The organism is Streptomyces sp. TAA040 (assembly GCF_000424845.1).
This window is the reverse complement of sequence record NZ_AUKR01000006.1, coordinates 83,309-107,791: the sequence shown is the minus strand read 5'-3', so window position 1 is coordinate 107,791 and position 24,483 is coordinate 83,309. Positions and strand designations below refer to the sequence as shown.

The 24,483-nt window shown below is 72.5% G+C and carries 19 protein-coding genes; 3 read left to right on the top strand and 16 right to left on the bottom strand.

Translation table 11 applies throughout. The features are described from left to right. Positions 1–51: 51 nt before the first annotated feature. Positions 52–651: a 2'-5' RNA ligase family protein gene (locus H300_RS0106180; protein ID WP_028426744.1), complete on the bottom strand. Its 600-nt coding sequence runs from the start codon at positions 649–651 to the stop codon at positions 52–54. A 74-nt stretch (positions 652–725) separates the two neighbouring features. Beyond that, positions 726–1,739, bottom strand: coding sequence for a tryptophan--tRNA ligase (gene trpS / locus H300_RS0106175; RefSeq protein ID WP_028426743.1), 1,014 nt, complete (start codon positions 1,737–1,739; stop codon positions 726–728). Between the two features lie 295 nt (positions 1,740–2,034). Between trpS and rocD the strand changes: the two genes are divergently transcribed. Next, positions 2,035–3,243 carry an ornithine--oxo-acid transaminase gene (gene rocD, locus H300_RS0106170; RefSeq protein WP_028426742.1) on the top strand — a complete coding sequence of 403 codons (1,209 nt, stop codon included), beginning with the start codon at positions 2,035–2,037 and terminating at the stop codon, positions 3,241–3,243. A 123-nt stretch (positions 3,244–3,366) separates the two neighbouring features. Here rocD and H300_RS0106165 read toward each other — a convergent pair whose 3' ends face one another. The 13 genes from H300_RS0106165 to purN form a co-directional block, all read right to left on the bottom strand. Further along, entirely contained in the window at positions 3,367–4,326 is a 960-nt protein-coding gene (locus tag H300_RS0106165; RefSeq protein WP_106966713.1) for a glycine betaine ABC transporter substrate-binding protein, read from the bottom strand. A gap of 312 nt (positions 4,327–4,638) precedes the next feature. Then, positions 4,639–5,604, bottom strand: a complete 966-nt coding sequence (locus H300_RS25235) for a glycine betaine ABC transporter substrate-binding protein (RefSeq protein WP_037979273.1) — start codon at positions 5,602–5,604, stop codon at positions 4,639–4,641. A 268-nt stretch (positions 5,605–5,872) separates the two neighbouring features. Then, positions 5,873–6,850: a glycine betaine ABC transporter substrate-binding protein gene (locus tag H300_RS0106155; RefSeq protein ID WP_028426740.1), complete on the bottom strand. Its 978-nt coding sequence runs from the start codon at positions 6,848–6,850 to the stop codon at positions 5,873–5,875. A gap of 113 nt (positions 6,851–6,963) precedes the next feature. After that, entirely contained in the window at positions 6,964–9,015 is a 2,052-nt protein-coding gene (locus H300_RS0106150; protein ID WP_028426739.1) for an ABC transporter permease subunit, read from the bottom strand. After that, positions 9,012–10,130: a glycine betaine/L-proline ABC transporter ATP-binding protein gene (locus H300_RS0106145; protein ID WP_028426738.1), complete on the bottom strand. Its 1,119-nt coding sequence runs from the start codon at positions 10,128–10,130 to the stop codon at positions 9,012–9,014. The genes H300_RS0106150 and H300_RS0106145 overlap by 4 nt, the downstream gene beginning before the upstream one ends. Further along, positions 10,130–11,674, bottom strand: coding sequence for a GMC oxidoreductase (locus H300_RS0106140; protein WP_028426737.1), 1,545 nt, complete (start codon positions 11,672–11,674; stop codon positions 10,130–10,132). The genes H300_RS0106145 and H300_RS0106140 overlap by 1 nt, the downstream gene beginning before the upstream one ends. Before the next feature lie 48 nt (positions 11,675–11,722). Further along, on the bottom strand, positions 11,723–13,225 hold the full coding sequence (locus tag H300_RS0106135; protein WP_028426736.1) for an aldehyde dehydrogenase family protein: 1,503 nt from the start codon (positions 13,223–13,225) through the stop codon (positions 11,723–11,725). Between the two features lie 693 nt (positions 13,226–13,918). Continuing rightward, a complete protein-coding gene (locus tag H300_RS0106130; protein WP_028426735.1) occupies positions 13,919–14,908 on the bottom strand; it encodes a malate dehydrogenase in 990 nt (329 codons plus the stop codon). Positions 14,909–15,151: 243 nt separating this feature from the next. Continuing rightward, positions 15,152–16,264, bottom strand: a complete 1,113-nt coding sequence (locus H300_RS0106125) for a helix-turn-helix domain-containing protein (protein ID WP_028426734.1) — start codon at positions 16,262–16,264, stop codon at positions 15,152–15,154. Between the two features lie 260 nt (positions 16,265–16,524). Further along, entirely contained in the window at positions 16,525–17,022 is a 498-nt protein-coding gene (locus tag H300_RS0106120; RefSeq protein ID WP_028426733.1) for a DUF3017 domain-containing protein, read from the bottom strand. Positions 17,023–17,025: 3 nt separating this feature from the next. Further along, positions 17,026–17,895, bottom strand: coding sequence for a bifunctional methylenetetrahydrofolate dehydrogenase/methenyltetrahydrofolate cyclohydrolase (locus tag H300_RS0106115; protein ID WP_028426732.1), 870 nt, complete (start codon positions 17,893–17,895; stop codon positions 17,026–17,028). Positions 17,896–17,994: 99 nt separating this feature from the next. After that, positions 17,995–19,557, bottom strand: a complete 1,563-nt coding sequence (gene purH, locus H300_RS0106110) for a bifunctional phosphoribosylaminoimidazolecarboxamide formyltransferase/IMP cyclohydrolase (protein WP_028426731.1) — start codon at positions 19,555–19,557, stop codon at positions 17,995–17,997. Beyond that, positions 19,554–20,186: a phosphoribosylglycinamide formyltransferase gene (gene purN, locus H300_RS0106105; protein ID WP_028426730.1), complete on the bottom strand. Its 633-nt coding sequence runs from the start codon at positions 20,184–20,186 to the stop codon at positions 19,554–19,556. The genes purH and purN overlap by 4 nt, the downstream gene beginning before the upstream one ends. A 271-nt stretch (positions 20,187–20,457) precedes the next feature. Here purN and H300_RS0106100 point away from each other — a divergent pair, with 271 nt between their 5' ends. Next, positions 20,458–21,303 (top strand): hypothetical protein, encoded by an 846-nt coding sequence (locus H300_RS0106100; RefSeq protein ID WP_028426729.1) that lies wholly within the window; start codon positions 20,458–20,460, stop codon positions 21,301–21,303. Positions 21,304–21,436: 133 nt separating this feature from the next. Here the strand turns inward: H300_RS0106100 and H300_RS25230 are convergent, their stop codons facing one another. Continuing rightward, positions 21,437–23,140 (bottom strand): cell division protein PerM, encoded by a 1,704-nt coding sequence (locus tag H300_RS25230; RefSeq protein WP_158678324.1) that lies wholly within the window; start codon positions 23,138–23,140, stop codon positions 21,437–21,439. A gap of 170 nt (positions 23,141–23,310) precedes the next feature. Here H300_RS25230 and H300_RS25225 point away from each other — a divergent pair, with 170 nt between their 5' ends. Further along, positions 23,311–24,417: a hypothetical protein gene (locus tag H300_RS25225; RefSeq protein ID WP_158678323.1), complete on the top strand. Its 1,107-nt coding sequence runs from the start codon at positions 23,311–23,313 to the stop codon at positions 24,415–24,417. Positions 24,418–24,483: the final 66 nt, after the last annotated feature.

The window sequence follows — 24,483 nt, the reverse complement described above, 5'->3', positions numbered from 1 at the left end:
CATCCGCGGGGCCTGTGCGCGCTCAGCCCGGGTGGCTCCCCGGCGGCCGCCTCAGCGACTGGGAGCGGCCGGGCGGACGTGCCGGGCGTTCTGCTGCGGGAGCCCGGGCAGCGGCGCGCAGCCGGAGCGGCCGCCGAAGTGGAACTCGCGCTGCAACCTCCACACTCCGTCGTCACCCTGCTCGTAGAGGGCGAACCCGGGGGCCGGCCAGGCCGCCTCGAAGTCGGCCAGCTCCGCGTGGGCGAAGTCCATGGCCGCCTCCTCGATGCCGTGGGCGACGGTCACGTGCGGGTGGTAGGGGAAGTTCAGCTCCCTGGCGAGCGGCCCCGAGGCCTCCCGCACCCGCTCCTGGAGCCGGCCGCAGGCCCTCGCCCCCTCGACCACCTGCACGAAGACCACAGGGGAGAGCGGCCGGAAGGTGCCCGTCCCGGCCAGCCGCATCCGGAAGACGTGCTCGGACGCCGCGACGGCGGCGAGATGCTCCTCGACGGCCGGCAGCAGCGCCGCGTCCACCTCGGTGGGCGGCAGCAGCGTGACGTGCGTGGGGATGCCGTGAGCAGCGCCGTCACCGAAGGCCGCGCGCTGCTCCTGGAGCAGACTGCCGTACGGCTCCGGGACCGAGATCGAAACACCGAGCGTGACGGTCCCCACGTTGTCTCCTTTCCGGGACGAACCGGACCGCTGTCTGCGGCCCCGCGGAGCGGTGCGCGCCGGGCGGCGGCCGGTCAGTGCTTGGCGGGCAGGAAGCCCACCCTGTCGTAGGCCTGGGCGAGCGTCTCGGCGGCAACGGTACGCGCCTTCTCCGCTCCTTCGGCCAGGATCGAGTCCAGCGTCTCCGGGTCGTCCAGATATTCCTGCGTCCGTGCGCGGAAGGGTGTCACCCAGTCGGTGACGACCTCGGCCAGCTCGGTCTTCAGCGCGCCGTAGCCCTTGCCCGCGAAGCGCTGCTCCAGTTCGGCGACCGGGGTGCCGGTCAGTACGGCGTGGATGGTCAGCAGGTTGCTGACCCCCGGCTTCTCCTCGCGGTCGAAGCGGATCTCCGAGCCGGTGTCGGTGACGGCGCCCTTGATCTTCTTGGCCGTCGCCTTCGGCTCGTCGAGCAGGTTGACGATGCCCTTCGGCGAGGAGGCGGACTTGCTCATCTTGATCGTCGGGTCCTGGAGGTCGTAGATCTTCGCCGTGTCCTTGAGGATGTACGCCTCGGGGAGGTCGAAAGTCTTCCCGAACCGGGTGTTGAACCGCTCGGCGATGTCCCGGGTGATCTCGATGTGCTGCCGCTGGTCCTCGCCGACCGGCACCTGATCGGCGTGGTAGAGCAGGATGTCGGCGATCTGGAGGACCGGGTAGGTGAAGAGGCCGACCGTGGTGCCCTCGGCGCCCTGCTTGGCGGACTTGTCCTTGAACTGCGTCATCCGGGAGGCCTCGCCGAAGCCGGTGAGGCAGTTCATCACCCAGGCCAGCTGCGCGTGCTCGGGCACCTGGCTCTGCACGAAGAGGGTGCAGCGCTGCGGGTCGAGCCCCGCGGCCAGCAGCTGGGCGACCGACAGCCTGGTGGAGGCGCGGAGCGCGGCGGGGTCCTGCGGCACCGTGATCGCGTGCAGGTCCACGACGGCGTAGAAGGCGTCGTGGTTCTCCTGGAGGGCCACCCACTGGCGCACCGCACCGAGGTAGTTCCCCAGGTGGAAGGATCCTGCGGTGGGCTGGATACCGGACAGCACGCGCGGACGATCGAGAGCCATGGCAGACATTCTCGCAGAGCGCCCGGCCGGGATCGGCCCTTGTGCAAGGACTGGCAGGAGTGCGCCGGTGCCCGGCGACCCTGTCCCGCGACGGCCCCCGGCGCGGGTCCGGCGGCGCCACCTGCCCTGCCTGCGCGGATCACCACAGGTCGCATACCGTCACGGACCGCGCCAATCACCCGGTGTGCGCCCGGGCGCGAGCCGGTGTGGTGCACAACACCCCGGGCGGCGGACGATGGGGGCGGCACCGGCGCTCCGACCGCCGCCGGCGCCCTGACCCGGAAGGAGCGCAGCGATGCCCAGCGCCGAAGAACTGATCGCCTCCGCGGAGGCGCACAGCGCCCACAACTACCACCCGCTCCCCGTCGTGGTGAGCTCGGCGGAGGGCGCCTGGATGACGGACGTGGCGGGGCGCCGCTATCTCGACCTGCTGGCCGGGTACTCGGCTCTGAACTTCGGGCACGGCAATGCGCGCCTGATCGCCGCCGCGAAGGCGCAGCTCGACCGGGTGACGCTCACCTCGCGGGCGTTCCACCACGACCGCTTCGCCGCCTTCTGCGCCGAACTGGCCGCCCTCTGCGGGATGGAGGCGGTGCTGCCGATGAACACCGGGGCCGAGGCCGTCGAGACCGCGGTCAAGACCGCCAGGAAATGGGGCTACCGGGTGAAGGGGGTGCCGGACGGCCGCGCGCGGATCGTGGTGGCCGACGGCAACTTCCACGGCCGCACCACCACGATCGTGAGCTTCTCCACCGACCCCGAGGCCCGCGCCGACCACGGTCCGTACACGCCCGGATTCACGGTCGTGCCGTACGGGGACGCGGAGGCGCTGGCCGCCGCGGTGGACGAGGACACCGTCGCGGTGCTGCTGGAGCCGATCCAGGGCGAGGCCGGCGTGCGGGTGCCCCCGCCCGGGTACCTGCCCGCCGTGCGCGCACTCACCCGGGAGCGGAACGTACTGCTCCTCGCGGACGAGATCCAGTCGGGCCTGGGCCGCACCGGTGCCCTGTTCGCCTGCGAGCACGAGGGCGTCGTCCCCGACATGTACGTGCTGGGCAAGGCGCTGGGAGGGGGCGTGGTGCCGGTGTCGGCGGTGGTCTCCTCCCGGGAGGTGCTCGGGGTCCACCGGCCGGGCGAGCACGGTTCGACCTTCGGCGGCAATCCGCTGGCCTGCGCGGTCGCCCTGGAGGTGATCGCCATGCTGCGCGAGGGGGAGTACCTCGCGCGCGCCGCCGGGCTGGGCGCCCACCTGCATCGCGCGCTGGCCGCGCTCGCGGAGGCGGGGGCGGTCGAGCACGTCCGGGGGCGGGGGCTGTGGGCCGGGGTGGACATCGCCCCGGAGCGGGGGACGGGCCGCGAGCTGTCCGAGCGGTTGCTGGCCAAGGGGGTGCTGGTCAAGGACACCCACGGCTCCACGATCCGGATCGCACCGCCGCTGACCATCTCCGAGGAGGACCTGGACTGGGGGCTCGACAGGCTGCGCGAGGTGCTCGCCGGGCACTGAGGGACCCGGCTGCCCCTCCGGTCCGGGCGTCCGCCGGCGCCCGGACCGGACCAGGGCGCCGGGTGCGGGCGGACGGTGCGGGCGGGGACGCGGGGAGACGCGGCGACCGCACCGGAGCGGGGCTCAGAGTCCCCAGAGCCACTTCTTCCAGGTGCCCTCGTTCTCGCCGGCCCACTGCCGGGCGGCGGCGTCCAGCGACAGGCCGTCGCCAGCGATCATGCGGGCGACCTCGTTCTGCTCGTCCTCGCCCCACTCGAAGTTCCGCAGGAAGCCGGCGGCCTTGCCGCCGTTCTCCGCGAAGTCCGCGTTGAGGTACTTCATCAAGGGGGTCTCCGCGTATCCACAGGCGACCTTGTCCGGATCGTCGTCGCAGCCGTCGTAGTGGTCCGGCAGCCGCACCTCGGACAGCTCGACCTCCGCCTCGATCCAGTGCGGGGTCCACCAGTAGGTGAGAAAAGGTTCCTGCGTCTTGGCCCGCTGCCGGATCCGCTCCAGTTGCGCGTCCTCGGAACCGAGGTACTCCAGCTCCAGGTCGAGGTCGAGGTTCTCGATCAGCGCCTCGTCGTTCGACTTGTACGAGGGGTCGCCCTGGTAAAGCACGCCCTTGCCGCCGCTTCCCGGGGTGGTGAAGAGGTCGGCGTACGCGTTGAGGTTCTCCCAGCGGGTGATCTCCCGGTCGCTGTCCGCCAGATAGCTCGGGACGAACCAGCCGATCCGGCCCGTCACGCCGAGCTGTCCGGCCGACACCACGGTGCCCGCCTGCTCGACCCACTTCTCGTACTCCTCGGGGAGGTCCCAGTCCTCCAGGATGGCGTCGGCGTCGCCCCCTCCCACGGCCGCCCAGCCGTCGGACTCCGCCATCTCCTCCACGTTCACCCGGTAGCCGAGCTCCTCCTCCAGCATGTACTTGGCGACCGCCACATTCGCCTGACCCCCGGCCCATAGCGGCGAGATCAGAGTGACCGGCTCGCGGTCGGCGGCGGAGTCGGAGCCGCACGCGGTCAGCGCGAGCAGCGCGAGGACCCCGGTTCCGGCGATGAGTGATCTGCGGGCGGACAGCCGGGCGGCGCGTATACCAAGCATGTACGTATCTTCTTCGACCTGGACGAGTGCGGCGGGCACGAGCGACGTGTGGGGGCTGGTGGAGATAGACGGACTCTAACAGGGCGGTACCTTGCACGGTCAGGTCGTGACAGCACCGCAACCAACGCGCGCGAACGCGCCGCCATCCGGTCTCGGCACCGGTGGACCCGGAGTGACGGAGACGTTTCCGAACGTCTCCGTCACGGGGCTTCCGCGCCTCGCCGTACGGGCACCTCCGCGCGGCAAGCGGTACCGCCGCGGAACATGCGGGCCCCGCGCGGTCCGTGGCCGGCCCGCCGCCGTGGCGCACCGTCAGCCCGGCCCCCGGGCGGGGCGCTCGGGCATCCAGGAGCTCCACACCGCCTCGTTCTCCTTGATCCACCGGTCGGCCGCCTCCTCCGCCGGCACCCCCTCGTCGCCGATCATCGCGGCCACCTCGTTCTGGTGCTCGTTGGACCAGCGGAAGTTGCGCAGGAACTCGGCCGCCGTTCCGCCGTGCTCCTCGAAGTCGGTGTGGAAGTACTTCTGGAGCGGCATGGTCGGGTACGCGCAGTCGGCCCTCTCCACCGGTTCGTTGCAACCCTCCACGAACGTGGGCAGCTCGACCTCGACGAGGTCGAGCTCCAGGTTCTTCCAGTGCGGTTCGTACCAGTAGGTGAGGAAGGGCTCCCGGGCCTCGTAGGCCTCGTCGATCGCCGCCAGGAGGCCGTCCTCGCCCTCGGTCTCGTCGATGCGGTAGTCCAGCTCCAGGTTCTCGACGAGGTGGGCGTCGTAGTTGGTGAACTGGGCGTCGGCTCCGATGAACCGGCCCCTGCCACCGGACGGCTGGAAGTCCTCGACGTGGTCGTTGAGGTTCTCCCAGTCGGTGATCCCCGGGTTCTCGTCCGCGTAGTACTTGGGCACGAACCAGCCGATGTGGCCGGTGACGCCGAGGTCGCCCGCCTCGATGACCGTGCGGCGCTTCTCCAGGTACTTCTCCTCGCGGTCGGTGTAGACCCGCCAGTCCTCCAGGATCGCCTGCACCGAGCCGTCGTTGAGGGCGTCCCAGGAGTCCGCCCCGGTCATGACCTCGACCGTGACGCCGATGCCCAGCTCGCGCTCCAGCAGCCGCTGCGCCACCGCGACGTTCGCCCGGGCCCCGGCCCATGGCGGGACGGCGAGGGTGATGCGGCGGTAGTCCCGCCCGTCCCCGTCATTGTCGTCCTCGGACGACGCGGTGCATCCGGTGGCGGCCGTCAGCACGAGCACCACCCCCGCGGCGAGCGCTCCGCGACGCACAACCGCTCCGCCCGCGCCGCCGACCCTGCCGCTTCCCGTCCGACCCGTCCGACCCGTCCGACCCATCCGAGACGTCCCCCCTGCTGTGTCGCCGGCGGTCCGGGCCCCTCCCGGCCGCGGCACCGCGTCCGGCCGCGCGGGCCGTCCTGCCCCCGGAGCCCCGAGCATCCCGGGAACGGTACCGCCCTGAAGGACGCGCGAGGCCCCGGAAGCCGTTCCCGCACGCTTCCGGGGCCTCGCGCCGCGCGGCGTCAGGCGCCGCGGTGCCTCACTTGGCGGACTCGGGAATCCACTGCTTCCACACGTCCTCGTTGGCGGCGATCCACTCGGCCGCGGCGTCGGCCGGGTCCATCTCCTCGCCGGCGATCATCTTGGCGACCTCGTTCTGGTCGTCGGTGGTCCACTCGAAGTTCCGCAGGAACTCGGCGGCCTCACCCCCGTTCTCGTCGAAGTCCTTGTTGAAGAACTTCTTGAGCATGAGGGTCTGGTAGCCGCACTCGGTCTGCTCCGCGGGCTCGTTGCAGCCCTCCTCGTACTCGGGCAGCTCGACCTCGACCATCTCGATGGTGGCGTTCATCCACTGCGGCTCCCACCAGTAGGAGATGAAGGGCTTCTTCGCGTCGAAGAGCCGCTGGATCTCCTTGAGCTGGGCCGCCTCGCTGCCGGTCGGCAGGACCTTGAAGTCCAGGTCGTGGTTCTTGATCAGCTCCTCGTCGTACGAGGTGTACGACGGGGCGGCACCGATGAACTGGCCCTTGTCCCCGGACTCGGACGTCTTGAAGTCGTCGGCGAAGTCGTTGAGGTTCTTGTAGTCCAGGACCTCGGGGTTCTCCTCCGCGTAGTACTTGGGGACGAACCAGCCGATGTGGCCCTCGACGCCGAGGTCGCCGGCCGGGACGACCGTCTTCTTCTCCTCGACGTAGAGCTCCTCCTTCTTCGGAACGCCGCCCCAGTCCTCCATGATGGCCTGGGCCTTGCCGCTGTTCAGCGCGTCGAAGGCGACCGGCTCGTCCATCTGCTGCTGGGTGACCTCGATGTCCATCTCGTCCTCGAGGAGCTTCGCCGCGACGGCGGTGTTCGCCTGCGCGCCGACCCAGGACGGAACGGCCAGCGTGACCTTGTCGACGCCGCCGCCGTCCCCGGAGCCGCTGCTGTCGGTCTCCGCCGCTCCGCAGGCGCTCAGGGCCACCATGCCGAGCACGCCGGCACCGGCGACGAGGGAAGTGCGTATCCGCTTGCTGTGCATGAGCAGGGGTGCTCTTTTCTGTGTTGGGGTTGATGCGGGTTCGGGAGATGCGTTGGGGGGTGTCGCGAGCCGGCGCGCCGTGTGCGCGGCCGCCGGCGGATCGTGGGGGCCGGTCACCGGCCCGCCGCCCGGCGGTTCGCCGGCTGGGTCAGCCGGTCGAGCATCACGCCGAGGCAGACGATAGCGATGCCGGCCGGGAGGCCGATGGCCAGGTCACCCCTGGAGAGGCCGGTGATGACGTCGTTGCCCAGCGCGCCGCCGCCGACCATGCCGGCGATGACCACCATGGACAGCACCAGCACCACTCCCTGGTTCACCGCGACCAGCAGCGAACCGCGGGCCAGCGGCAGTTGCACCTGGCGGAGCTGCTGCCAGCCGGTCGCGCCCATCGAGCGGGACGCCTCCACCGCCGCCGCGTCCACCTGGCGGATGCCCTGGGTGGTGATGCGGATGACGGGGGGCAGCACGAAGACCACGGCCGCCGCGATGCCGGCCGTGCGTCCGGCGCCGAACAGGGCGATCACCGGGATCAGGTACACGAACTGCGGCATGGTCTGCATGGTGTCCAGCACCGGTCGCAGCAGCCGTTCGACGCGTTCCACCCGGGCGGCGAGGATGCCGATCAGGAAGCCGAGGACCAGTGTGACCAGCAGACCGAGGAGCACCTGCGAGAGCGTGTTGAGCGAGTCGTCCCACAGGCCGATCACACCAGTGGCCGCCATCGCCAGGGTCGCCGTGACCGCCGCCCGCAGCCGGCCGACCGTCCAGGCGAGCACGGCCACGAGCACCAGCAGGGACCACCACGGGGCGGCTATCAGCCCGCTGCGCAACGGGTTGAGCACCCAGACGGCGAAGTTGTCCGCCCAGGCGATGGTGCCGCCGAACACCGGCACGCCGGAACCCAGCGTGCTCTCGAACCAGCCGGTGAAGTCGTTGACCGGCGAGGCGATGTTGACCCGCCACTCCCGGGGCCAGTCCTCCTCGGAGAGCAGTCGGCCGCCGAACGCCAGCGCCGCGGTGAGGACCGCGAACAGCGCCCAGGACGGCCAGCCGCGCAGCCGGGTCCACAGCGTCGGGCCGGTCGCCTTCGCGTAGGTGTCGACCTCGTCTATCCGGGCACCCGCGGCAGCGGTGGTCCGGTCCAGCAGGACCGCGAGCAGCACGATGGCGATACCGGCGGTCAGTGCCTGCCCGACGTTCACCCGGCCGAGCGCCTGGTAGATCCGGTCACCGAGGCCGCCGGAGCCGACGACCGAGGCGAGCACGACCATGGAGAGGCACATCATGATGGTCTGGTTGAGCCCCAGCATCATCTCCTTGCGGGCCAGTGGCACCCGGGCGGTGATGAGCCGCTGCCAGGAGCTGGCGCCCAGCGAGGCGGAGGCCTCCAGGGTCGACGGGTTGGCGTTGCGCAGGCCCAGCGAGGTCAGCCGCGCCATCGGCGGGGCGGCGTAGATGACCGTGGCGATCAGTGCCGAGGGCACACCGATGTCGAAGAGCAGCACGAACGGCAGCAGGTACGCGAACGCCGGCATGACCTGCATGGTGTCGAACACCGGGCGCAGCAGCCGCTCGAAGCGGTCGGACAGCCCGGAGGCGAGTCCCAGCAGCAGTCCCAGCAGCGCGGCCACCGAGACCGCGACGGTCATCAGCGCCAGCGTCTCCATGGTGGACTCCCACATCCCCAGGAAACCGCAGGCGAGGAAGACGCCGAGCGCCGTGCCTCCGGTGCGCAGGGCGCTGCGGCGCAGGCCACCACCGCCCGCGTACCACGCGACCAGGGTGCCCAGGAGGGTCACCCCGACCCAGCCCACGGAGGTGAACAGCTCGGTGAGGCTGTCGACCGAGGACTCGGCGGCGTTGCTGATGTGCAGCAGGAAGTAGAGGAAGATCCAGTGCGAGTCGCGGTTGTTGACCAGCCAGTTGTTCAGGTCCTCCAGCGGGGAGCCGATGTCCCACACGAGGGAGGTCGGCCAGGTGCCCTCGGCGGCCAGCAGGCCGCCGGCCACGGTCAGCAAGAACGCGCCCACGACCAGCGGGAGCCGCGGATCGGCGCGCAACCGCTCCAGCAGGCCGGGGCCCGCCGGAGCCGGGCGCGCAGTGGTCTTCTCCGGAGGCTCCGGGGACTCCGGAGGCTTGGTGAGCGTGGTGGGGGCGGCACTCATACTGCCGCCACCTCCCGCCCCTCGGGTTCCTCGTCCAGACCGGCCACGACGGCGAGCAGCCGCCCGTGGTCGACCACTCCGAGGGTGCGGCCGGCGTCGCCGACGCGGACGTGTTCCCCGCTGCGCGCGACGGCTTCGATGGCGTCCACCACGAGGGTGCCGGGAGCGATGATCGGACCGGTCTCGACCTCGCCGCCGACCGGCGGCCGCATCGCCCGGCGCACGGTGATGACCTGCTCGCGCGGGACGTCGCGGACGAAGTCCCGGACGTAGTCGTCGGCCGGGTTGGCGACGATCTCCTCGGGGGTGCCGAGCTGCACGATTTCGCCGTCCCGCATCAGCGCGATCCGGTCGCCGAGCTTGAGCGCCTCGGAGAGGTCGTGGGTGATGAAGACCATCGTCCGGCCCTCCTCCTGGTGCAGCCGGACGACCTCCTCCTGCATGTCCCGGCGGATCAGCGGGTCGAGGGCGCTGAACGGCTCGTCGAAGAGCAGCACTTCGGGGTCGGAGGCGAGCGCGCGGGCCAGTCCGACACGCTGCTGCTGCCCGCCGGAGAGCTGTCCCGGACGGCGTTCGCCGAGGCCGTCGAGCCCGACCTTCTCCGCCATGGCGGTGGCCAGCTCGCGCCGTTCGGCCTTGCCCATGCCCTGGATCTCCAGGCCGTAGGCGATGTTGTCGATGACGCTGCGGTGCGGGAGCAGGCCGAAGTGCTGGAAGACCATGGCCGCGCGGTGCCGACGCAGTTCGCGCAGCCTCGTCTTGTCCATGGCGCGGACGTCCTCGCCGTCGATGCGGAGGTCCCCGCTGGTGGGCTCGATGAGCCGGGTCAGACAGCGCACCAGGGTGGACTTGCCCGAACCGGACAGCCCCATGACGACGAAGACCTCGCCCTTCTGGACGTCGAACGAGACGTCGCGGACGGCTGCGGTGCAGCGGGTCCGCTCCGTCAGCTCGGCGCCGCTGAGCGAGGCCAGTTCCTTGTCGCCGGGTATCCGATCCGCCTTGGGACCGAACACCTTCCAGAGATTGCGCACGGAGAACACCGGCTCGGTGACTGGGTTCTCGGGGTTCTCGGGACTCCCGGGGCTCTGGGTCGTCTCAGTGAGCGCAGACATTAGGCAACACCTCCCGGTGTCGTAGAAGAAGCTTGCAACAGGTCGGCCGCCTTCTCCCCCACCATGAGCACCCCGATCATGGGGTTGACCGCGGGCATCGTGGGGAAGACGGAGGCATCCGCGACACGGATACCCTCCAGTCCGCGAATCCTCAACTCGGGGTTGACGACGGCAAGTTCGTCGTCCTCCGCGCCCATCCGGCAAGTGCCGGCGGGGTGGTACACGGTGTGGGCGACCTGGCGAGCGTAGGCGCTGATCTCCTCGTCGGACGTCACCTCGGGCCCGGGGCACACCTCCCGCTTGAGCCATTTCGCGAACGGCTCCCGCGCGGCGACCTGCCGGGCGAGCTTGATGCCGTCCACCAGGGTCCGGCCGTCGTAGCCGTCCTCGTCGGTGAAGTAGCGGAAGTCGAGAGCCGGTTTGACCTCGGGATCGGCGCTGGTCAGGTACAGCCTGCCGCGGCTCCTCGGCTTGGGGATGTTGGGCGTCATCGACACCCCGTGCTCCGGACGGTCGTAGCCCAGCCGCTCCGGGTTGTCGGTGAACGGGATCTGGTAGAAGTGGAACATCAGGTCCGGGCCCGGCAGCTCCGGGTCCCGCCGTACGAACAACCCGGCGTCCGAGTCCATCGCCGAGTTCTCCGGGATCGGCCCGTCGGTCTCCCAGACGATCACCGACTCCGGGTGGTCCAGCAGGTTCTCGCCGACCCCCGGCAGGTCGCGTACGACGGGTATGCCCAGCGCCTCCAGGTCCTCGCGCGGCCCGACACCGGAGTGCAGCAGCAGCCGCGGGGTGTCCACGGCTCCGGCGCAGACCAGCACCTCCCGGGTGGCCTCGACCACCGATTCGGTGCCGTCCTTCGCCCGGACGTGCACCCCGGTAACCCGGTCCCCCTCGAACCGCAGGCGGTGGGCCCAGGTCTCCAGCATCAGCTCCAGATTCGGCCGGTCGCCGGCCTCCAGGTGCGGGTGCAGGTAGGCGACGGACGCAGACGAGCGCTTGTTGGTCTCGGGGTGGTACGAGAGGTCGAAGAACCCGGCCCCCTCGTGAAAGGGCTTGTGGTTGAAGCCCTCCACCCGCGGCACCCCGAGCGCGTCGACCGCGGCGGCCACCCAGTCGCGGGCGATGGCGTTCCGGTCCTTCTCGTCCACCGCGACGACGTTGTTGCGCAGCTTGCCGAAGTACGGGTCCATCGACTTCGCGTTCCAGCCGGCGGCCCCCGCCTCCTGCCACTCGTCCCAGTCGGACGGCAGCGGCTTGAACGAGATCAGGGTGTTGTGCGAGGAGCAGCCGCCCAGCACCCTGGCCCGGCTGTGCCGGATGTGCGAATTGCCGTTGGGCTGAGGGGTGGTGGGATAGTCGTAGTCCAGCTCACCACCGAGCAGGCCGAGCCACCGGCGCAGGGTCAGCACCTCGGGCCGGTCCAGGTCGGAGGGGCCGCCCTCGATGACGGCCACCCGGACTCCGGGGTCCTCCGTGAGGCGGGAGGCGATCACCGACCCCGCGGTGCCGCCGCCGATGACGACGTAGTCGTATGCGCTCATGTCTGGGAAGTGCTCCTTGAGGGGTGCCGCCCTGCCGGGGGACGGGGCTCAGCCTGCGAACCAGCGGACGGGGGAGGGGCGCAGGTTCTCGTAGACGTGCTTCGTCTCGCGGTACTCGTCCAGCCCGGTCGGGCCGAGCTCCCGCCCCACACCGGACTTGCCGAAGCCGCCCCACTCGGCCTGCGGGAGGTAGGGGTGGAAATCGTTGATCCAGACGGTGCCGTGCCGGAGCCGGCCGGCCACCCGGCGGGCGCGGGCGGTGTCGGCGGAGAACACCCCGCCGGCGAGACCGTACTCCGTGTCGTTCGCCAGTTCCACCGCCCCGTCCTCGGTCGTGAAGGACTCCACGGTCAGCAGCGGACCGAAGGTCTCCTCGCGCACCACCCGCATCGCACGGTGGCAGTCGTCGAGAAGGGTCGGGAGGTAGAAGTACCCCTCGGCGGGACGGACGTCGCTCGGCTCCGGGCGGGCACCGCCGCACACCAGCGTGGCGCCCTCCGCCAGGGCGGAGGCGACGTAGTCCTCGGTCTTCTCCAGTTGCTGCCGGGAGACGAGCGGGCCGCACTCGACGTCCTTCGCGGTACCGCGTCCCAGCCGGATCAGCCGGGCGCGGCGGGCCAGCTCGGTGACGAAGCGCTCCCGGACGGACTCCTCGACGATCAGCCGGGCGCCGGCCGAGCAGACCTGGCCGCTGTGGATGAAGGCCGCGTTGAGCGCCTGGTCCACCGCGGTGTCGAAGCCCTCCTCGGTGGCGCAGATGTCGGCGAACACCACGTTCGGGTTCTTGCCGCCCAGCTCGAGTGCGACCTTCTTCACGCCGGGCGCCGCGGCCTGCGCGACCTTGACGCCGCTGGCGAGCCCACCGGTGAAGGAGACGAGGTCGACGTCGGGGTGTTCGGACAGCCGGGCCCCCACCGGAAGTCCGGCGCCGGTGACGACGTTGCCGACACCGGCCGGCAGGCCGGCCTCGACCAGCAGCCGCATCAGGTGCACGGTACTGAGCGGGGTGACCTCGCTGGGCTTGAGGACGAAGGTGTTGCCTGCGGCGAGCGCCGGGGCGACCTTCCAGCTCGCCTGGAGCAGCGGGTAGTTCCAGGGCGTGATCATCGCGCACACCCCGACGGGCTCGTGCACCACGACGCTGTGCACCTCGGCGCTTCCCGCGTCGACGACCCGGCCGCCGGACTCGTTCATCACCAGGTCGGCGAAGTAGCGGAAGGCTCCGGTGACGTCGTCGACGTCGACCCGGCCCTCCTCCAGGGTCTTGCCGGTGTCCTGCGACTCGGTGAGGGCGATCTCCTCGCGGTCCCGCTGGAGGAGGTCCGCGACCCTGCGCAGCAGCGCGGCCCGCTCCGCGGTGGGCGTCGACGGCCAGGGCCCGGAGTCGAAGGCGCGACGAGCCGCGGCCACGGCCGCGTCGGTGTCCGCCGTGCCACCCTCGGCGACCACGGCGAGCGTCGTGGCGTCCGCCGGGTTCAGGACGTCGCGGGTGTCACCGGCTGTGGCGGTCCGCCACACTCCGTCCACATGAATACTTTCGGGTCCCGACACGTCTGCTTGCTGCCTTTCTTCACCGTTTTGTTACCTCGCAGCCTTACTGCAACTTGCACCCCTTCCCCGATCCGCCGAAGACATGTCTGTGAATCCCGAATAAGTAATCTTCCTCACCGCCGACGCCGCGCATTCCTGCTTCACCTACCGTGATTCCCCCCTACCCCTCCGTGTCGGGGCGGCGGCGTTGCGCAGCAGGGCACACGCCCGCACCCGGCGCCCGCACCGCGGGGGGCGTCCGAGGGCGGTGCGCCCGAGGGGCGGTGGCGACAGCGCACCGCCGGCCTTCGGCACCGCCGAACGGACCGGAAAACCACACGCCCACCGGCGGTCCGGTCACTGGACGAGAACCCCGGAACCCCGGCGGAACGCGAAGGACCGCCGTTCGGCGGAGCCGGGAAAAGGGCCGCTGCGGCCGGCGGCGGTGCGAACGGGGAAAAGGCCGCGCGACTTCGGGAAGGGCCTCACGGGCAAACTGGCGGAGAAGTCGCGCCGATCCGGCCGGAGGGAGCGAATTCTGCTCCGGAAAAGAACGGCCGCCGGAATTGCCACTGCTGGTTCCCGGTCCCGCCGCGGCTGTCGGGGGAGCCGAAACGGGCACCTCCGGGCACGGAACAGGCCCGGGAGCGCCGTGCTGCTCCCGGGCCCATGGACGGACCGCGCCCAGCCGGTACCTGCCGGCCGGGCCCCGCGTCAGAGGAGGCCGAGTCCGCGGACCGCCTCGCGCTCCTCCGCCAGTTCCTTGACCGAGGCGTCGATGCGGGTCCGGGAGAACTCGTTGACCTCCAGGTCCTGCACGATGCGGTACGCGCCGTCGGCGCAGGTGACCGGGAACGAGGAGATGAGGCCCTCGGGCACGCCGTAGGAACCGTCCGAGGGGACGCCCATCGAGGTCCAGTCGCCGGCCGGGGTGCCGTTGACCCAGGTGTGCACGTGGTCGATCGCGGCGTTGGCGGCGGAGGCCGCGGAGGAGGCGCCGCGGGCCTCGATGATGGCCGCGCCGCGCTTGGCGACAGTCGGGATGAACTCGTCCGCGAGCCACTTCTCGTCGTTCACCGTCTCGGCGGCGTTCTTCCCCGCGACCTCGGCGTGGAAGATGTCGGGGTACTGGGTGGCGGAGTGGTTGCCCCAGATGGTGAGGCGGCGGAGCTCCGCGACCGGGGTGCCGGTCTTCTTGGCGAGCTGCGACAGCGCGCGGTTGTGGTCCAGTCGGGTCATCGCGGTGAACCGCTCGGCCGGTACGTCCGGCGCCGCAGCCCGGGCGATCAGGGCGTTGGTGTTGGCCGGGTTGCCGACGACCAGCACCTTGACGTCCCCGGCCGCGTGGTCGTTGATCGCCTTGCCCTGCGGCTTGAAGATGCCGCCGTTGGCCTCCAGCAGGTCCCCGCGCTCCATGCCCTTCGTCCGCGGACGCGCACCGACCAGCAGGGCGACGTTCGTGCCGTCGAAGGCGACGTTCGGGTCGTCGGAGATGTCGATGCCGCGGAGCAGCGGGAAGGCGCAGTCGTCCAGCTCCATGGCCGTGCCCTCGGCGGCGCCCAGCGCCGGGGTGATCTCCAGGAGCCGCAGCCGGACGGGGACGTCCGGTCCGAGGAGGTGGCCCGAGGCGATGCGGAAGAGCAGCGCGTAGCCGATCTGGCCGGCGGCTCCGGTGACGGTGACATTGACGGGAGTGCGGGTCATGGCGGGTCTCCGTTGTACCTGACGGTGGCGGCTGGATCTCGTGGATCTCACAGGTCTCTCCACATCAAGAGACCCGGCGTCAGGCTACCGTGCCTCGTCACCCGGAGACACCTGGGCAGCCGCCCGCCGGAGGGGGGTGCGGGCGGCTGCCGTGCGGCGCGGCACCCGTGGGGGTCGTGGAGATGCTTGCCCCGAAATCCCGGGCGCATGCACGGAACTTCCCGACCCGAGGCGGACGGGGGGTCAGTTGCGTGTGCAGCCCTGCCCACCCTGTGCCCCGGTCAGACACACCTCGGCGTCCTTCGCCGTCTTCGCGGCGACCATCTGCGTGTAGCCCTCGGTGTTCTCGCCGACCGAGGTGTCCTGCGACTTCTCGTGCGCCGCGATCCGCAGTGCGGCACCGGGCGCGGCATCGGTGACGCGCGCCCAGGCGGCCTGGCAGACCTCGCTGTAGCGCAGCTCGATGTAGGCGTCGCCCACCATCGCGTCCGAGGTGGTCTCGGCGTACTGGCCGCCGCACCCCATGAGTTCCGGGTCCTTCCCGGCGCAGTCCGCTCCGGAGCACTCGACACCGGCGGGGAGCGTCTTGGCGACCTTGCTCGGCTCCGGCTCGGGCGGCGCGGCGGCCTGCTCGCTTTCCTCGAGGCCGAGAAAGAAGATGGCGACCACTATCACGGCCAGCGCGCCCGCGACACCGGCGAGGAACATCCCGGCCCGGCGGGCCGGGGAGGGCTTGCCGTTCGCTCCGGCTGCGGCCGGGGAGACGGGGCCGGGCGGCTCCGGCGCACCGTGCCGGGGGGCGGGGGCGCCCGCCGCCGAGGACGGCGCGGGGTTCTGCCGCCGCAGCACGGTGGTGCCGTCGTGCCGCGGTTCCTGACCGTTCCGGCCGTGGGCGGCAGCGGCGAAGGGGGCTGAGGCGGGCCGCTGCGCCGAGGGGGAGGGGCGCTGCGGGCCGGACGAGGCGGGCCGGGGCTTGGCGGGGCGCGTCCGGGCCTTCTTGATCACCGGAGTGGAGCCGGTGGCGGCCAGGGCGTCCCTGGCCTGCGAGATCCGGATGGCCTCCATGGTCATGTCGTGGCGCATCTCGGCCCGGCCCCAGGCGCGTTCGGCCAGCTCCCACATGGTGGCGAGGTGGCCGACGTCCGTGCGGGTGGCTTCGGCCAGGGCGGATATTGCTCCCTGCGGGGGGAGCAGCCGACCGTTCAGGTACCGTTCCCACGAGGTCTTGCTGTAACCCGTGCGGTCACCGACCTCGGAGAGACTCAGCCCGCTGCGGTCCACGACCCTGCGCAACTGAGTGGTGAACTCGACGATCTCCGGATCCAGTTCATCCGGCAGTGCCTTCCAACGAGGCATGGCCCTCCCCTTGTCCCCCTGTGCGTGCGATGACGGCTCCCCCCTGAGCCGGCGCGCCCGGACCGGCCTGCCCGGGGCAGCCGTCGGTAGTTCTGCGCACGCCTAGTGTGCCACTAGGGAGGGGTCCGCTCACCTCTGCTCACGCCATCGGTGCCGGCCGCGGTTCCGCGCGGTGAGCGTGACTCTCCGGTTCGCGCGCCCACGCGCCCCCGTGCGCGCCCGGGGCCGGGCGCCGGACGGACGGACCGGCGCCCGGCTGCTCAGTCGACGGTGAAACGGAGCACGTCCTTCAGGAACGGGATCTCCAGCCAGGGGTCGGGCTGCACCATGAGGGCGAGCAGAACGATCAGCGAACCGAGCGTCCCGTAGGTGAGCAGGTCGGTGAAGCGGGAGCGGACGGCGAGCATGCCGACCGAGGAGACCAGCCGGCGCAGCACCGCACCGCCGAGCACCGAGGCGCCGACGATCAGCAGCCCGATGCGGCTCTCCCCCACCATCACCAGCAGCCCGGCGGCGACGCCCAGCATCACCGACAGCAGCGGCCACTGCCGGTACGGCGCCGGGGCGTCCCCGGACGCCGCCCGGCCGCCGCCCTCAGGACGCGCGGTGCTCCGGGTGAGGGAGGGGAAGCGGCGGGTGCGCCGCCGGGCCGTCCCCTCGGCTCCGTCGGCTCCCTCGGTCCCGTTCGGGGAGGGGCTGTCGGCGGAGGGGCCCTCCCCGCTCCGGCGGAAGCGGCGCACTGCGAACTCGGCACCCACAGCTCAGCCCGCTTCCGCGGCATCCGCGGCTGCCTCGGCCGCCGCCACCACGTTCACCAGCAGCATCGCCCGTGTCATCGGGCCGACTCCCCCGGGGTTGGGCGAGAGCCATCCGGCAACCTCGGCCACCGCCGGGTCCACGTCGCCCACGATCTTCCCGCTCTCGTCCCGGCTGACGCCCACGTCCAGCACGGCGGCGCCGGGCTTGACGTCGTCCGGGCCGACGAGCCGCGGGACACCCGCCGCCGCCACCACGATGTCGGCCCGGCGCAGGTGCGCGGACAGGTCCCGGGTACCGGTGTGGCACTGCGTGACGGTAGCGTTCTCCGAGCGGCGGGTGAGCAGCAGCGGAAGCGACCGCCCCACCGTGATCCCCCGGCCGACGACGACCACGTCGGCGCCGTTGATCTCCACACCGTGCCGCCGCAGCAGCTCGATGATGCCGTTCGGCGTGCACGGCAGCGGCGCGGGCTCGTTGAGCACCAGTCGGCCGAGGCTGTTCGGGTGCAGCCCGTCGGCGTCCTTGGCCGGGTCCATCAGCTCCAGCACCCGGTTGGTGTCGATGCCCTTCGGCAGCGGCAACTGGACGATGTACCCGGTGCAGGCCGGGTCGTCGTTCAACTCCCGCACGACCTGCTCGATCTCCTCCTGCGTCGCCGTCGCCGGCAGTTCGCGCTGGATGGAGGAGAGACCCACCTGGGCACAGTCACGGTGCTTGCCGGCGACGTACTTCTGGCTGCCGACGTCGTCACCCACCAGCACCGTCCCCAGGCCCGGGGTCACCCCGCGGGCCCTCAGGGCCGCCACCCGCTCGGTCAGTTCGGACTTGATGGCGGCGGCCGTGGCCTTGCCGTCGAGGATCTGCGCGCTCATGGACCCCATACTCGCGGATCGGGGGGCCGGGACTCCAATCCGGGCCCCCGGCTCCGCGGGACGGCGCCGAGGGCCCGGATCGGGAGACGAGCGGCCGGGTCAGTGGAAGAAGTGCCGCGTCCCGGTGAGGTACATCGTGACGCCGGACGCCGCCGCGGCCTCCACCACCTGGTCGTCCCGTACCGAGCCGCCGGGCTGCACCACCGCGCGGACACCGGCCGCGGTCAGCACCTCCAACCCGTCGGGGAAGGGAAAGAACGCGTCCGAGGCCGCGAAGCTGCCGGCGGCCCGCTCCGTTCCGGCCCGCTGCACGGCCAGCTTCGCCGAGTCCACCCGGTTGACCTGGCCCATGCCGACGCCCACCGTGGCGCCGTCCCTGGCCAGCAGGATCGCGTTCGACTTCACCGCGCGGCAGGCGCGCCAGGCGAAGGCCAGCTCCGCGAGCTCCGCGGGCGGGAGCGCCTCCCCGGTGGCCAGCCTCCACTGCGACGGGTCGTCGCCGTCCGCCTGGAGCCGGTCCTTGGTCTGGAGGAGCGCGCCGCCGTCGATCGGCTTGACATCCCAGGAGTCGGCCGGCGCGTCCGGGCAGCGGAGCACCCGGATGTTCTTCTTGCGGGCGAGCACCTCCACGGCGCCCTCCTCGAAGCCGGGAGCGACGACGACCTCGGTGAAGATCTCCGCCACCTGCTCGGCCATCGCCACCGACACCGGGCGGTTGACCGCGATGACGCCGCCGAAGGCGGAGAGCGGGTCGCAGGCGTGCGCCTTGCGGTGGGCCTCGGCGACGTCCGCGCCGACCGCGATGCCGCAGGGGTTGGCGTGCTTGATGACGGCCACGCAGGGCTCGCCGTGGTCGTAGGCGGCCCGGCGGGCCGCGTCGGTGTCGGTGTAGTTGTTGAAGGACATCTCCTTGCCGTGCAGCTGCTCGGCCGCCGCCAGCCCGCCGGTGCCGTCTCCGTAGAGAGCGGCCGGCTGGTGCGGGTTCTCCCCGTAGCGGAGCACGTGCGCACGGGTGCGCGTGCCGCCGAGGAAGTCCGGGAAGCCCGAGTCGTCCGCGGCGGCGTAGTCGGCCGCGAACCACGAGGCCACCGCGACATCGTAGGAGGCGGTGTGCTGGAAGGCCTCGGCTGCCAGCCGCTTGCGCTCGGACAGTGCGAAGCCTCCGTCGTCCGCCGCCTTCAGCACCTCGGCGTAGCGCCGCGGGTTCACCACCACGGCCACCGAGGGGTGGTTCTTGGCGGCTGCCCTGACCATCGAGGGGCCCCCGATGTCGATCTGCTCGACGCACGCGTCCGGAGCCGCGCCGGAGGCCACCGTCTGCTGGAAGGGGTAGAGGTTGACGACCACCAGCTCGAAGGGCTCGACACCGAGGTCGGCGAGCTGGGCCCGGTGGCCCGCGATCCGCTGGTCGGCGAGGATGCCGGCGTGCACCGTGGGGTGCAGCGTCTTGACCCGGCCGTCCAGGCACTCGGGGAAACCGGTCAGCTCCTCGACCCGCGTCACCGGAACCCCGGCCCCGGCGATCCGGGCCGCGGTGGAACCGGTGGAGACCAGTTCCACACCGGCCGCGTGCAGCCCCCGGGCGAGCTCTTCCAGACCGGTCTTGTCGTAGACGCTGACCAGTGCGCGGCGAATCGGCCGCTTCGTACCTTCGGCACTCATGCCGGAACCCGTACCTTTCGTCCCTCGATGGAAAACCCGTCGCGGGCGAGGCGGCCCACGACATCGACGAGCAGGCGCCGCTCGACTTCCTTGATCCGCTCGTGCAGGGCGGCCTCGTCGTCCTCGGCCCGCACCGCCACCGCTTGCTGGGCGACGATCGGGCCGGTGTCGACGCCGTCGTCGACGAGGTGGACCGTGCAGCCGGTGACCTTCACGCCGTAGGCGAGCGCGTCACGCACCCCGTGCGCTCCCGGAAAGCTCGGCAGCAGCGCGGGATGGGTGTTGACGACCCGGCCGCCGAACCGGGCCAGGAACTCCGGGCCCACGATCTTCATGAAACCGGCCGAGACGACCAGGTCCGGCCGGTGGGCCTCGGTGGCGACGGTCAGCGCCCGGTCCCACTCGGCACGACTCCCGTGGTCCGCCACCCGGCGGACGAAGGTCGGCAGCCCCACACGCGCGGCCCGTTCCAGCCCTCCGGCCCCCTCGCGGTCCGCCCCCACCGCCACCACCCGGGCTCCGTACCCTTCCGGGCCCTGCTCCTCGACGGCGTCCAGCAGTGCCTGGAGGTTGCTGCCGGAACCCGAAACGAGCACGACGAGCCGGGCGGGAGAGTCGGAAACGGCCACGGTGCAGCTCTTTCTCGAACGGGGCGGACGGCGGGCGTCAGCCGACCCGGCGGCCCGATGGTGTGATCGAACGAATGTTGCGGACCCGCCGATCCGGAGAACCCTACGAATCGCCCGGCCGTCAGCAACGATACCGGGACTGCGCACCGCCCCCGCGGCACGGGTGCGGCGACAGCAGGTAGCGTCTGGCACAAGGCTCCGCAGCATTTCGCGGCCGTGGCAGCTCCGCGGACAGGCAGCTCGGACACACGAAGGGGAAGAAGCCCACCACATGACGGACCGACGCCGCGCCTCCGGACAGTCCGGCCAGGAGGACAACCCCTTCGCGCCGCCGCCGGAGCACGCCCCGGACCGGCCCTGGCAGCCCAGGGGCCACCAGCCCGGGAAGTCCGAGGGCCCCGAGGGGTCCGAGGAGCGGGACGGACACGACGGGTCCGAGGACCCGGACGACGGCGGGCAGGACCGCGAGGGCAGCCGCTGGGGCGGGCAGCAGTGGAGCAGCCGTCAACCCGGCAGGGACCACCGCGGCTTCGGCAGCGGCTCCGGCACACCGGAGGGCGGGGGCAGCGGCCCGTCCGGCGGGGGTTCCGGCCGTTCGGGCGGCCTGCGCTGGGACCCCCGCGACCCTGCCCAACGGCGGGCGCGGTACGCGATGCTCTGCGGTCTGTGGGGCTTCTTCTTCGCCCTGTTCAACATCCCCCCGGTCGCCCTGCTCCTGGGCGCGCTGGCGATCTACTGGGGCATCGACTCGCTGCGCGGCTCCCCGGGTGCCGGCGGTGACGAGCCGGCCGCCCGGCGCGCGGGCGCCACCGCGGCGGACGTGGACGGCGACGGCTCCGGTTCCGGTCCGGCCTCCGGCTCCGAGGCGGCACCGGCCCGTACCGGCGCCGCGGCCACCCGGCAGAGCCGGATGGGCAGACCGCAGCGGTCGGCCTCCATCGGCGGACTGGTGACGGGCGTCCTGGCACTGCTCGTGGTGGCCGGTACCTTCTCGCTCCAGCTCGTCTACAGCGACTACTACCACTGCGTGGACGACGCGCTGACCGAGTCCTCCCAGCAGAAGTGCGAGCAGCTGCTGCCCGAGCAGCTGCGGCCGATCCTCGGCGAGCGGGACTGACCCCGTCCGCCTCGCTGACCGCCACCGGCGGATGCCGGTGGCGGTCGTACGCGGAGGACGGGGCGCACGTCTCGTGGGCGTGCGGGGCACCGACGTCGGCGGGCCGGGCCGCCGCGAGGCGGGCGGCGTACCGTCACCGCCGAGGGTCGGGCAGCGGGGCGTCGCCGGCGGCACCGGCCCCGTGCGCCCCCTCGCCACTGCTCCCCCGCTGCGCGGCGCTCCCCTGCCGGCCACCACTGCCGGCAACGGGGTCGAAGACCTCCGCGTCGAAGACCTGCTGACCGCTGGCCCCGACGAACGGGGTGGCCGCCGCCCCCTCCCCGATACCCCTCCCGGCGTTCCCTCCCGCGTCTCCGGCAGCCTCTCCTCCCGCAGCTTCGGTACCGGCGGCCGCCTCGGGCCCGTCACCCGTCGCGGCGTCCCGGCGGCGTGCCGGGTCGAGGTCCGGCACCAGGCCACCGGAGGCCCGCTTGAGCGCCGCCCAGCGCGAGTGCCGGGCTCCGGTGCCGTGCCACTCCGCATCCGGCTCCGGGCGGCGGGCGGAGAGGGACCGGCACCAGGCGAGCGCGCGCCGCCGACCGATGCCCGCGGCGAGCACCGGGTGCGGATCACGCAGCCGCCACAGCCGCACCAGCAGCGCCGCCGGCGTCGCGACCACCAGCATCCATCCCAGGGCGGCCGCCCCCGTCAGCCAGCGGTCCGGGCCGAAGACGGACAACCGTTCGGCGCCGAGCGGGCCGCCGGCCAGGTCGGCCAGCAGCGTCCCCGCGAGTCCGCAGCACACCGCCGCCAGCGCGGCTGTCCCCGCAGTGGTCTGCACCGACGTCGCTCCGTGCGCACTGCCCGGCAGCGGCACCTGCGCCCGGGCGACGTACCAGCCGGCGGCGGTCCCGGCCGCCAGTGGCAGCACTCCCGCCAGGACCCAGGTGACAGGCCCGGCCGCACCCTCGGGCGGCAGCGCCGCGAGCAGCGGGAAGTGCGGCAGCTGCGGGTACCCGCCGGCCGACAGCGGGGTGACCGTGCTGCCGACGCCGAGGCTGAACCCGGGCCCCAGGCCGTACGCGGCACCCCACACGGCGGCGTTCGGCGCCAGTGCCAGGCACAGCAGGAGGACCGCCGTCCGGCCCGACCAGGCCTCGGTGAGCCGAGGGAACGCCTCCTGCGCCGCCTGCCCGTGCCAGACCAGCATGCCGGCCGCGAGCAGCGCGCCTCCCGCGGTCAGCACCGCGACGGCCACTCCGGCGGCGCACAGCGCCGTCCATCCGGCCGGACTCCGGCCGGGACGCGGCAGCAGGCGTTGCAGCAGCCGGGGCAGGCGCTCGACGGGCGGCGACGGACGGCCGCGCGCCAACCACACCCCGGCGGCGACGACCGCGAGCACGAACGGGGGAACCCGGAGCGCCGCACTGAGCAGGTCGACCCGCAGGGCACCCCCGGCGGAGAACCAGGCGACGGGAACGGCGACGGTGAGGTACCCCGCGGCGAGCAGCGCCACGGTGGAGCGGGCCGCCCCCTCGGCGCTCCGGGCCACCCGCTGGAGCAGCACCACCGGGAGCACGGTCAGCAGAAGCGGCGAGACGCCGAGGGGCGCGGGGGGGCCACCGAGCGTGTCCGTCCGGACCAGGTCGGCGCCGTGCGCGAGCAGCCAGAGGCCCGCCGCGGTGCGCAGCGCGCCGCCGGGTCCGCTGTCCGGGTAGGGGGAGGTGATCCACAGCAGCAGCACCAGCATGGCGACGGCGGCGAGGCCCAGGCAGGCCGCGAACACGCCCTCCACCAGCAGGTTCATGGCCGCAGCCGAGATCCGGGAGCGCAGGGTGCGGTGCGTCGTTTGGCTCACCGCACCATGCTGTCAACAACACCCCAAGAGCGTGGGTAGCGCGCGAAATCTCGCTGTGTCGCTCAATATGTACTTATGCACCTTTTCACACAGGGTGTCGATGTGACCGGTGTGCTTGTCACCTCCGGGCACCCGGCCGTGGACCGTGCGCATCGTGTCGAGAGGCAGGCATGACAGAACTCGATCACCGGACGAAGCCGAGCCGGTCCGCTCCGGCACCGGCGGAGCAGCCCACGCACGCCCCGGAGGCCGCCGGGCCGCAGGCCGAGCACCCGCCACCGAACCCGAAATCCTCCCGACCGTCCCGCCCCGGGGCGCGGAAGGGGAGCCGCGGTCCGAGGCCCTCCTGGGCGCTGGGCGCGCCGGAGGCTGCGAGCTTCGCCCGCCGCGCCACCGACCGCCCGGCCCCCAACGCCCCGGCTGCTGAGGACGCCCGCGCGGCTGAGGACGCCCCCACCGGTGAAGAGAGCCCCGCCACCACTCCGGTATTGGACACCGCCGCGCCGGAGGAGAGCCCGCCGGAACCGTCGGACGGCGTGCCGGAGGAGGCCGCTCCGGCGTCGGAGAACCCGGCCGTCACCGCCTTCGACGCGCTGTACGCACGCCACGTCCGCTCGCTGACCCGGCAGGCCTTCCTGCTGACCGGGCATCGCGCGCTGGCCGAGTGGGCGGTGCGCCGGGCCTTCCACACCGCCTGGGAGCACTGGCCCGAGGTCGCGGTGGACCGGGACCCGGCGGGCTGGGTCCGCGCCGCCGCGCACGACGGCGCCCTCTCCCCCTGGCACCGGCTGCGGCCCGGGCACCACGCGCCCGAGGCCTACTCCGGGCTCCCCGAGGACAAGGCCTGTCTGGACGCCCTCCTCAGCCTGCCGCCGTGTTACCGCAGGACCCTGCTGCTGCACGACGGCATAGGGCTCGGTCTGGCGGAGACCGCGGCCGAGTCCGAGGCGAGCACCGCAGCGGCCGCCGGACGGCTGCTGCACGCCCGGGAGCAGTTGGCCGAGCTGCTCCCCGAGGTGGGTGGCGCGGCACCGGAGGACCGCGGGCCGGTGATCGGGGCGCTTCTGGACAGGCTGGCGGCCGCGCAACCCGTCGGAACCGTCTCGGCGCGGGTCGTCCGCACGGGCAGCGAGCGCCAGTCAAAGCGCTGGATACTGGCTGCCTGCGGACTGACGGTGGCCGTGGTCACCGCCACCTCGTTCACGGTCGCCACGACCGAGAGCGACGGCATCCTCCCGCACGAACTGGCCGCGGCGGTGCACCACCTGACCCGCTGAGTCATGCCCGGCGAACGGCGGGCACGGCGGGCACGGCGGGAACAGCGGCCCGGACGGGCACGGACA

What these genes read in the sequence shown, in the direction of transcription:
- H300_RS0106150 (WP_028426739.1), bottom strand. Translation starts at nt 9,015, where the DNA reads ATGAGTGCCGCCCCCACCACGCTCACCAAGCCTCCGGAGTCCCCGGAG.
- H300_RS0106100 (WP_028426729.1), top strand. Translation starts at nt 20,458, where the DNA reads ATGACGGACCGACGCCGCGCCTCCGGACAGTCCGGCCAGGAGGACAAC.
- H300_RS0106115 (WP_028426732.1), bottom strand. Translation starts at nt 17,895, where the DNA reads ATGAGCGCGCAGATCCTCGACGGCAAGGCCACGGCCGCCGCCATCAAG.
- H300_RS25225 (WP_158678323.1), top strand. Translation starts at nt 23,311, where the DNA reads ATGACAGAACTCGATCACCGGACGAAGCCGAGCCGGTCCGCTCCGGCA.
- H300_RS0106145 (WP_028426738.1), bottom strand. Translation starts at nt 10,130, where the DNA reads ATGTCTGCGCTCACTGAGACGACCCAGAGCCCCGGGAGTCCCGAGAAC.
- trpS (WP_028426743.1), bottom strand. Translation starts at nt 1,739, where the DNA reads ATGGCTCTCGATCGTCCGCGCGTGCTGTCCGGTATCCAGCCCACCGCA.
- H300_RS0106155 (WP_028426740.1), bottom strand. Translation starts at nt 6,850, where the DNA reads ATGCACAGCAAGCGGATACGCACTTCCCTCGTCGCCGGTGCCGGCGTG.
- rocD (WP_028426742.1), top strand. Translation starts at nt 2,035, where the DNA reads ATGCCCAGCGCCGAAGAACTGATCGCCTCCGCGGAGGCGCACAGCGCC.
- H300_RS0106140 (WP_028426737.1), bottom strand. Translation starts at nt 11,674, where the DNA reads ATGAGCGCATACGACTACGTCGTCATCGGCGGCGGCACCGCGGGGTCG.
- H300_RS0106165 (WP_106966713.1), bottom strand. Translation starts at nt 4,326, where the DNA reads ATGCTTGGTATACGCGCCGCCCGGCTGTCCGCCCGCAGATCACTCATC.
- H300_RS0106130 (WP_028426735.1), bottom strand. Translation starts at nt 14,908, where the DNA reads ATGACCCGCACTCCCGTCAATGTCACCGTCACCGGAGCCGCCGGCCAG.
- H300_RS0106125 (WP_028426734.1), bottom strand. Translation starts at nt 16,264, where the DNA reads ATGCCTCGTTGGAAGGCACTGCCGGATGAACTGGATCCGGAGATCGTC.
- purH (WP_028426731.1), bottom strand. Translation starts at nt 19,557, where the DNA reads ATGAGTGCCGAAGGTACGAAGCGGCCGATTCGCCGCGCACTGGTCAGC.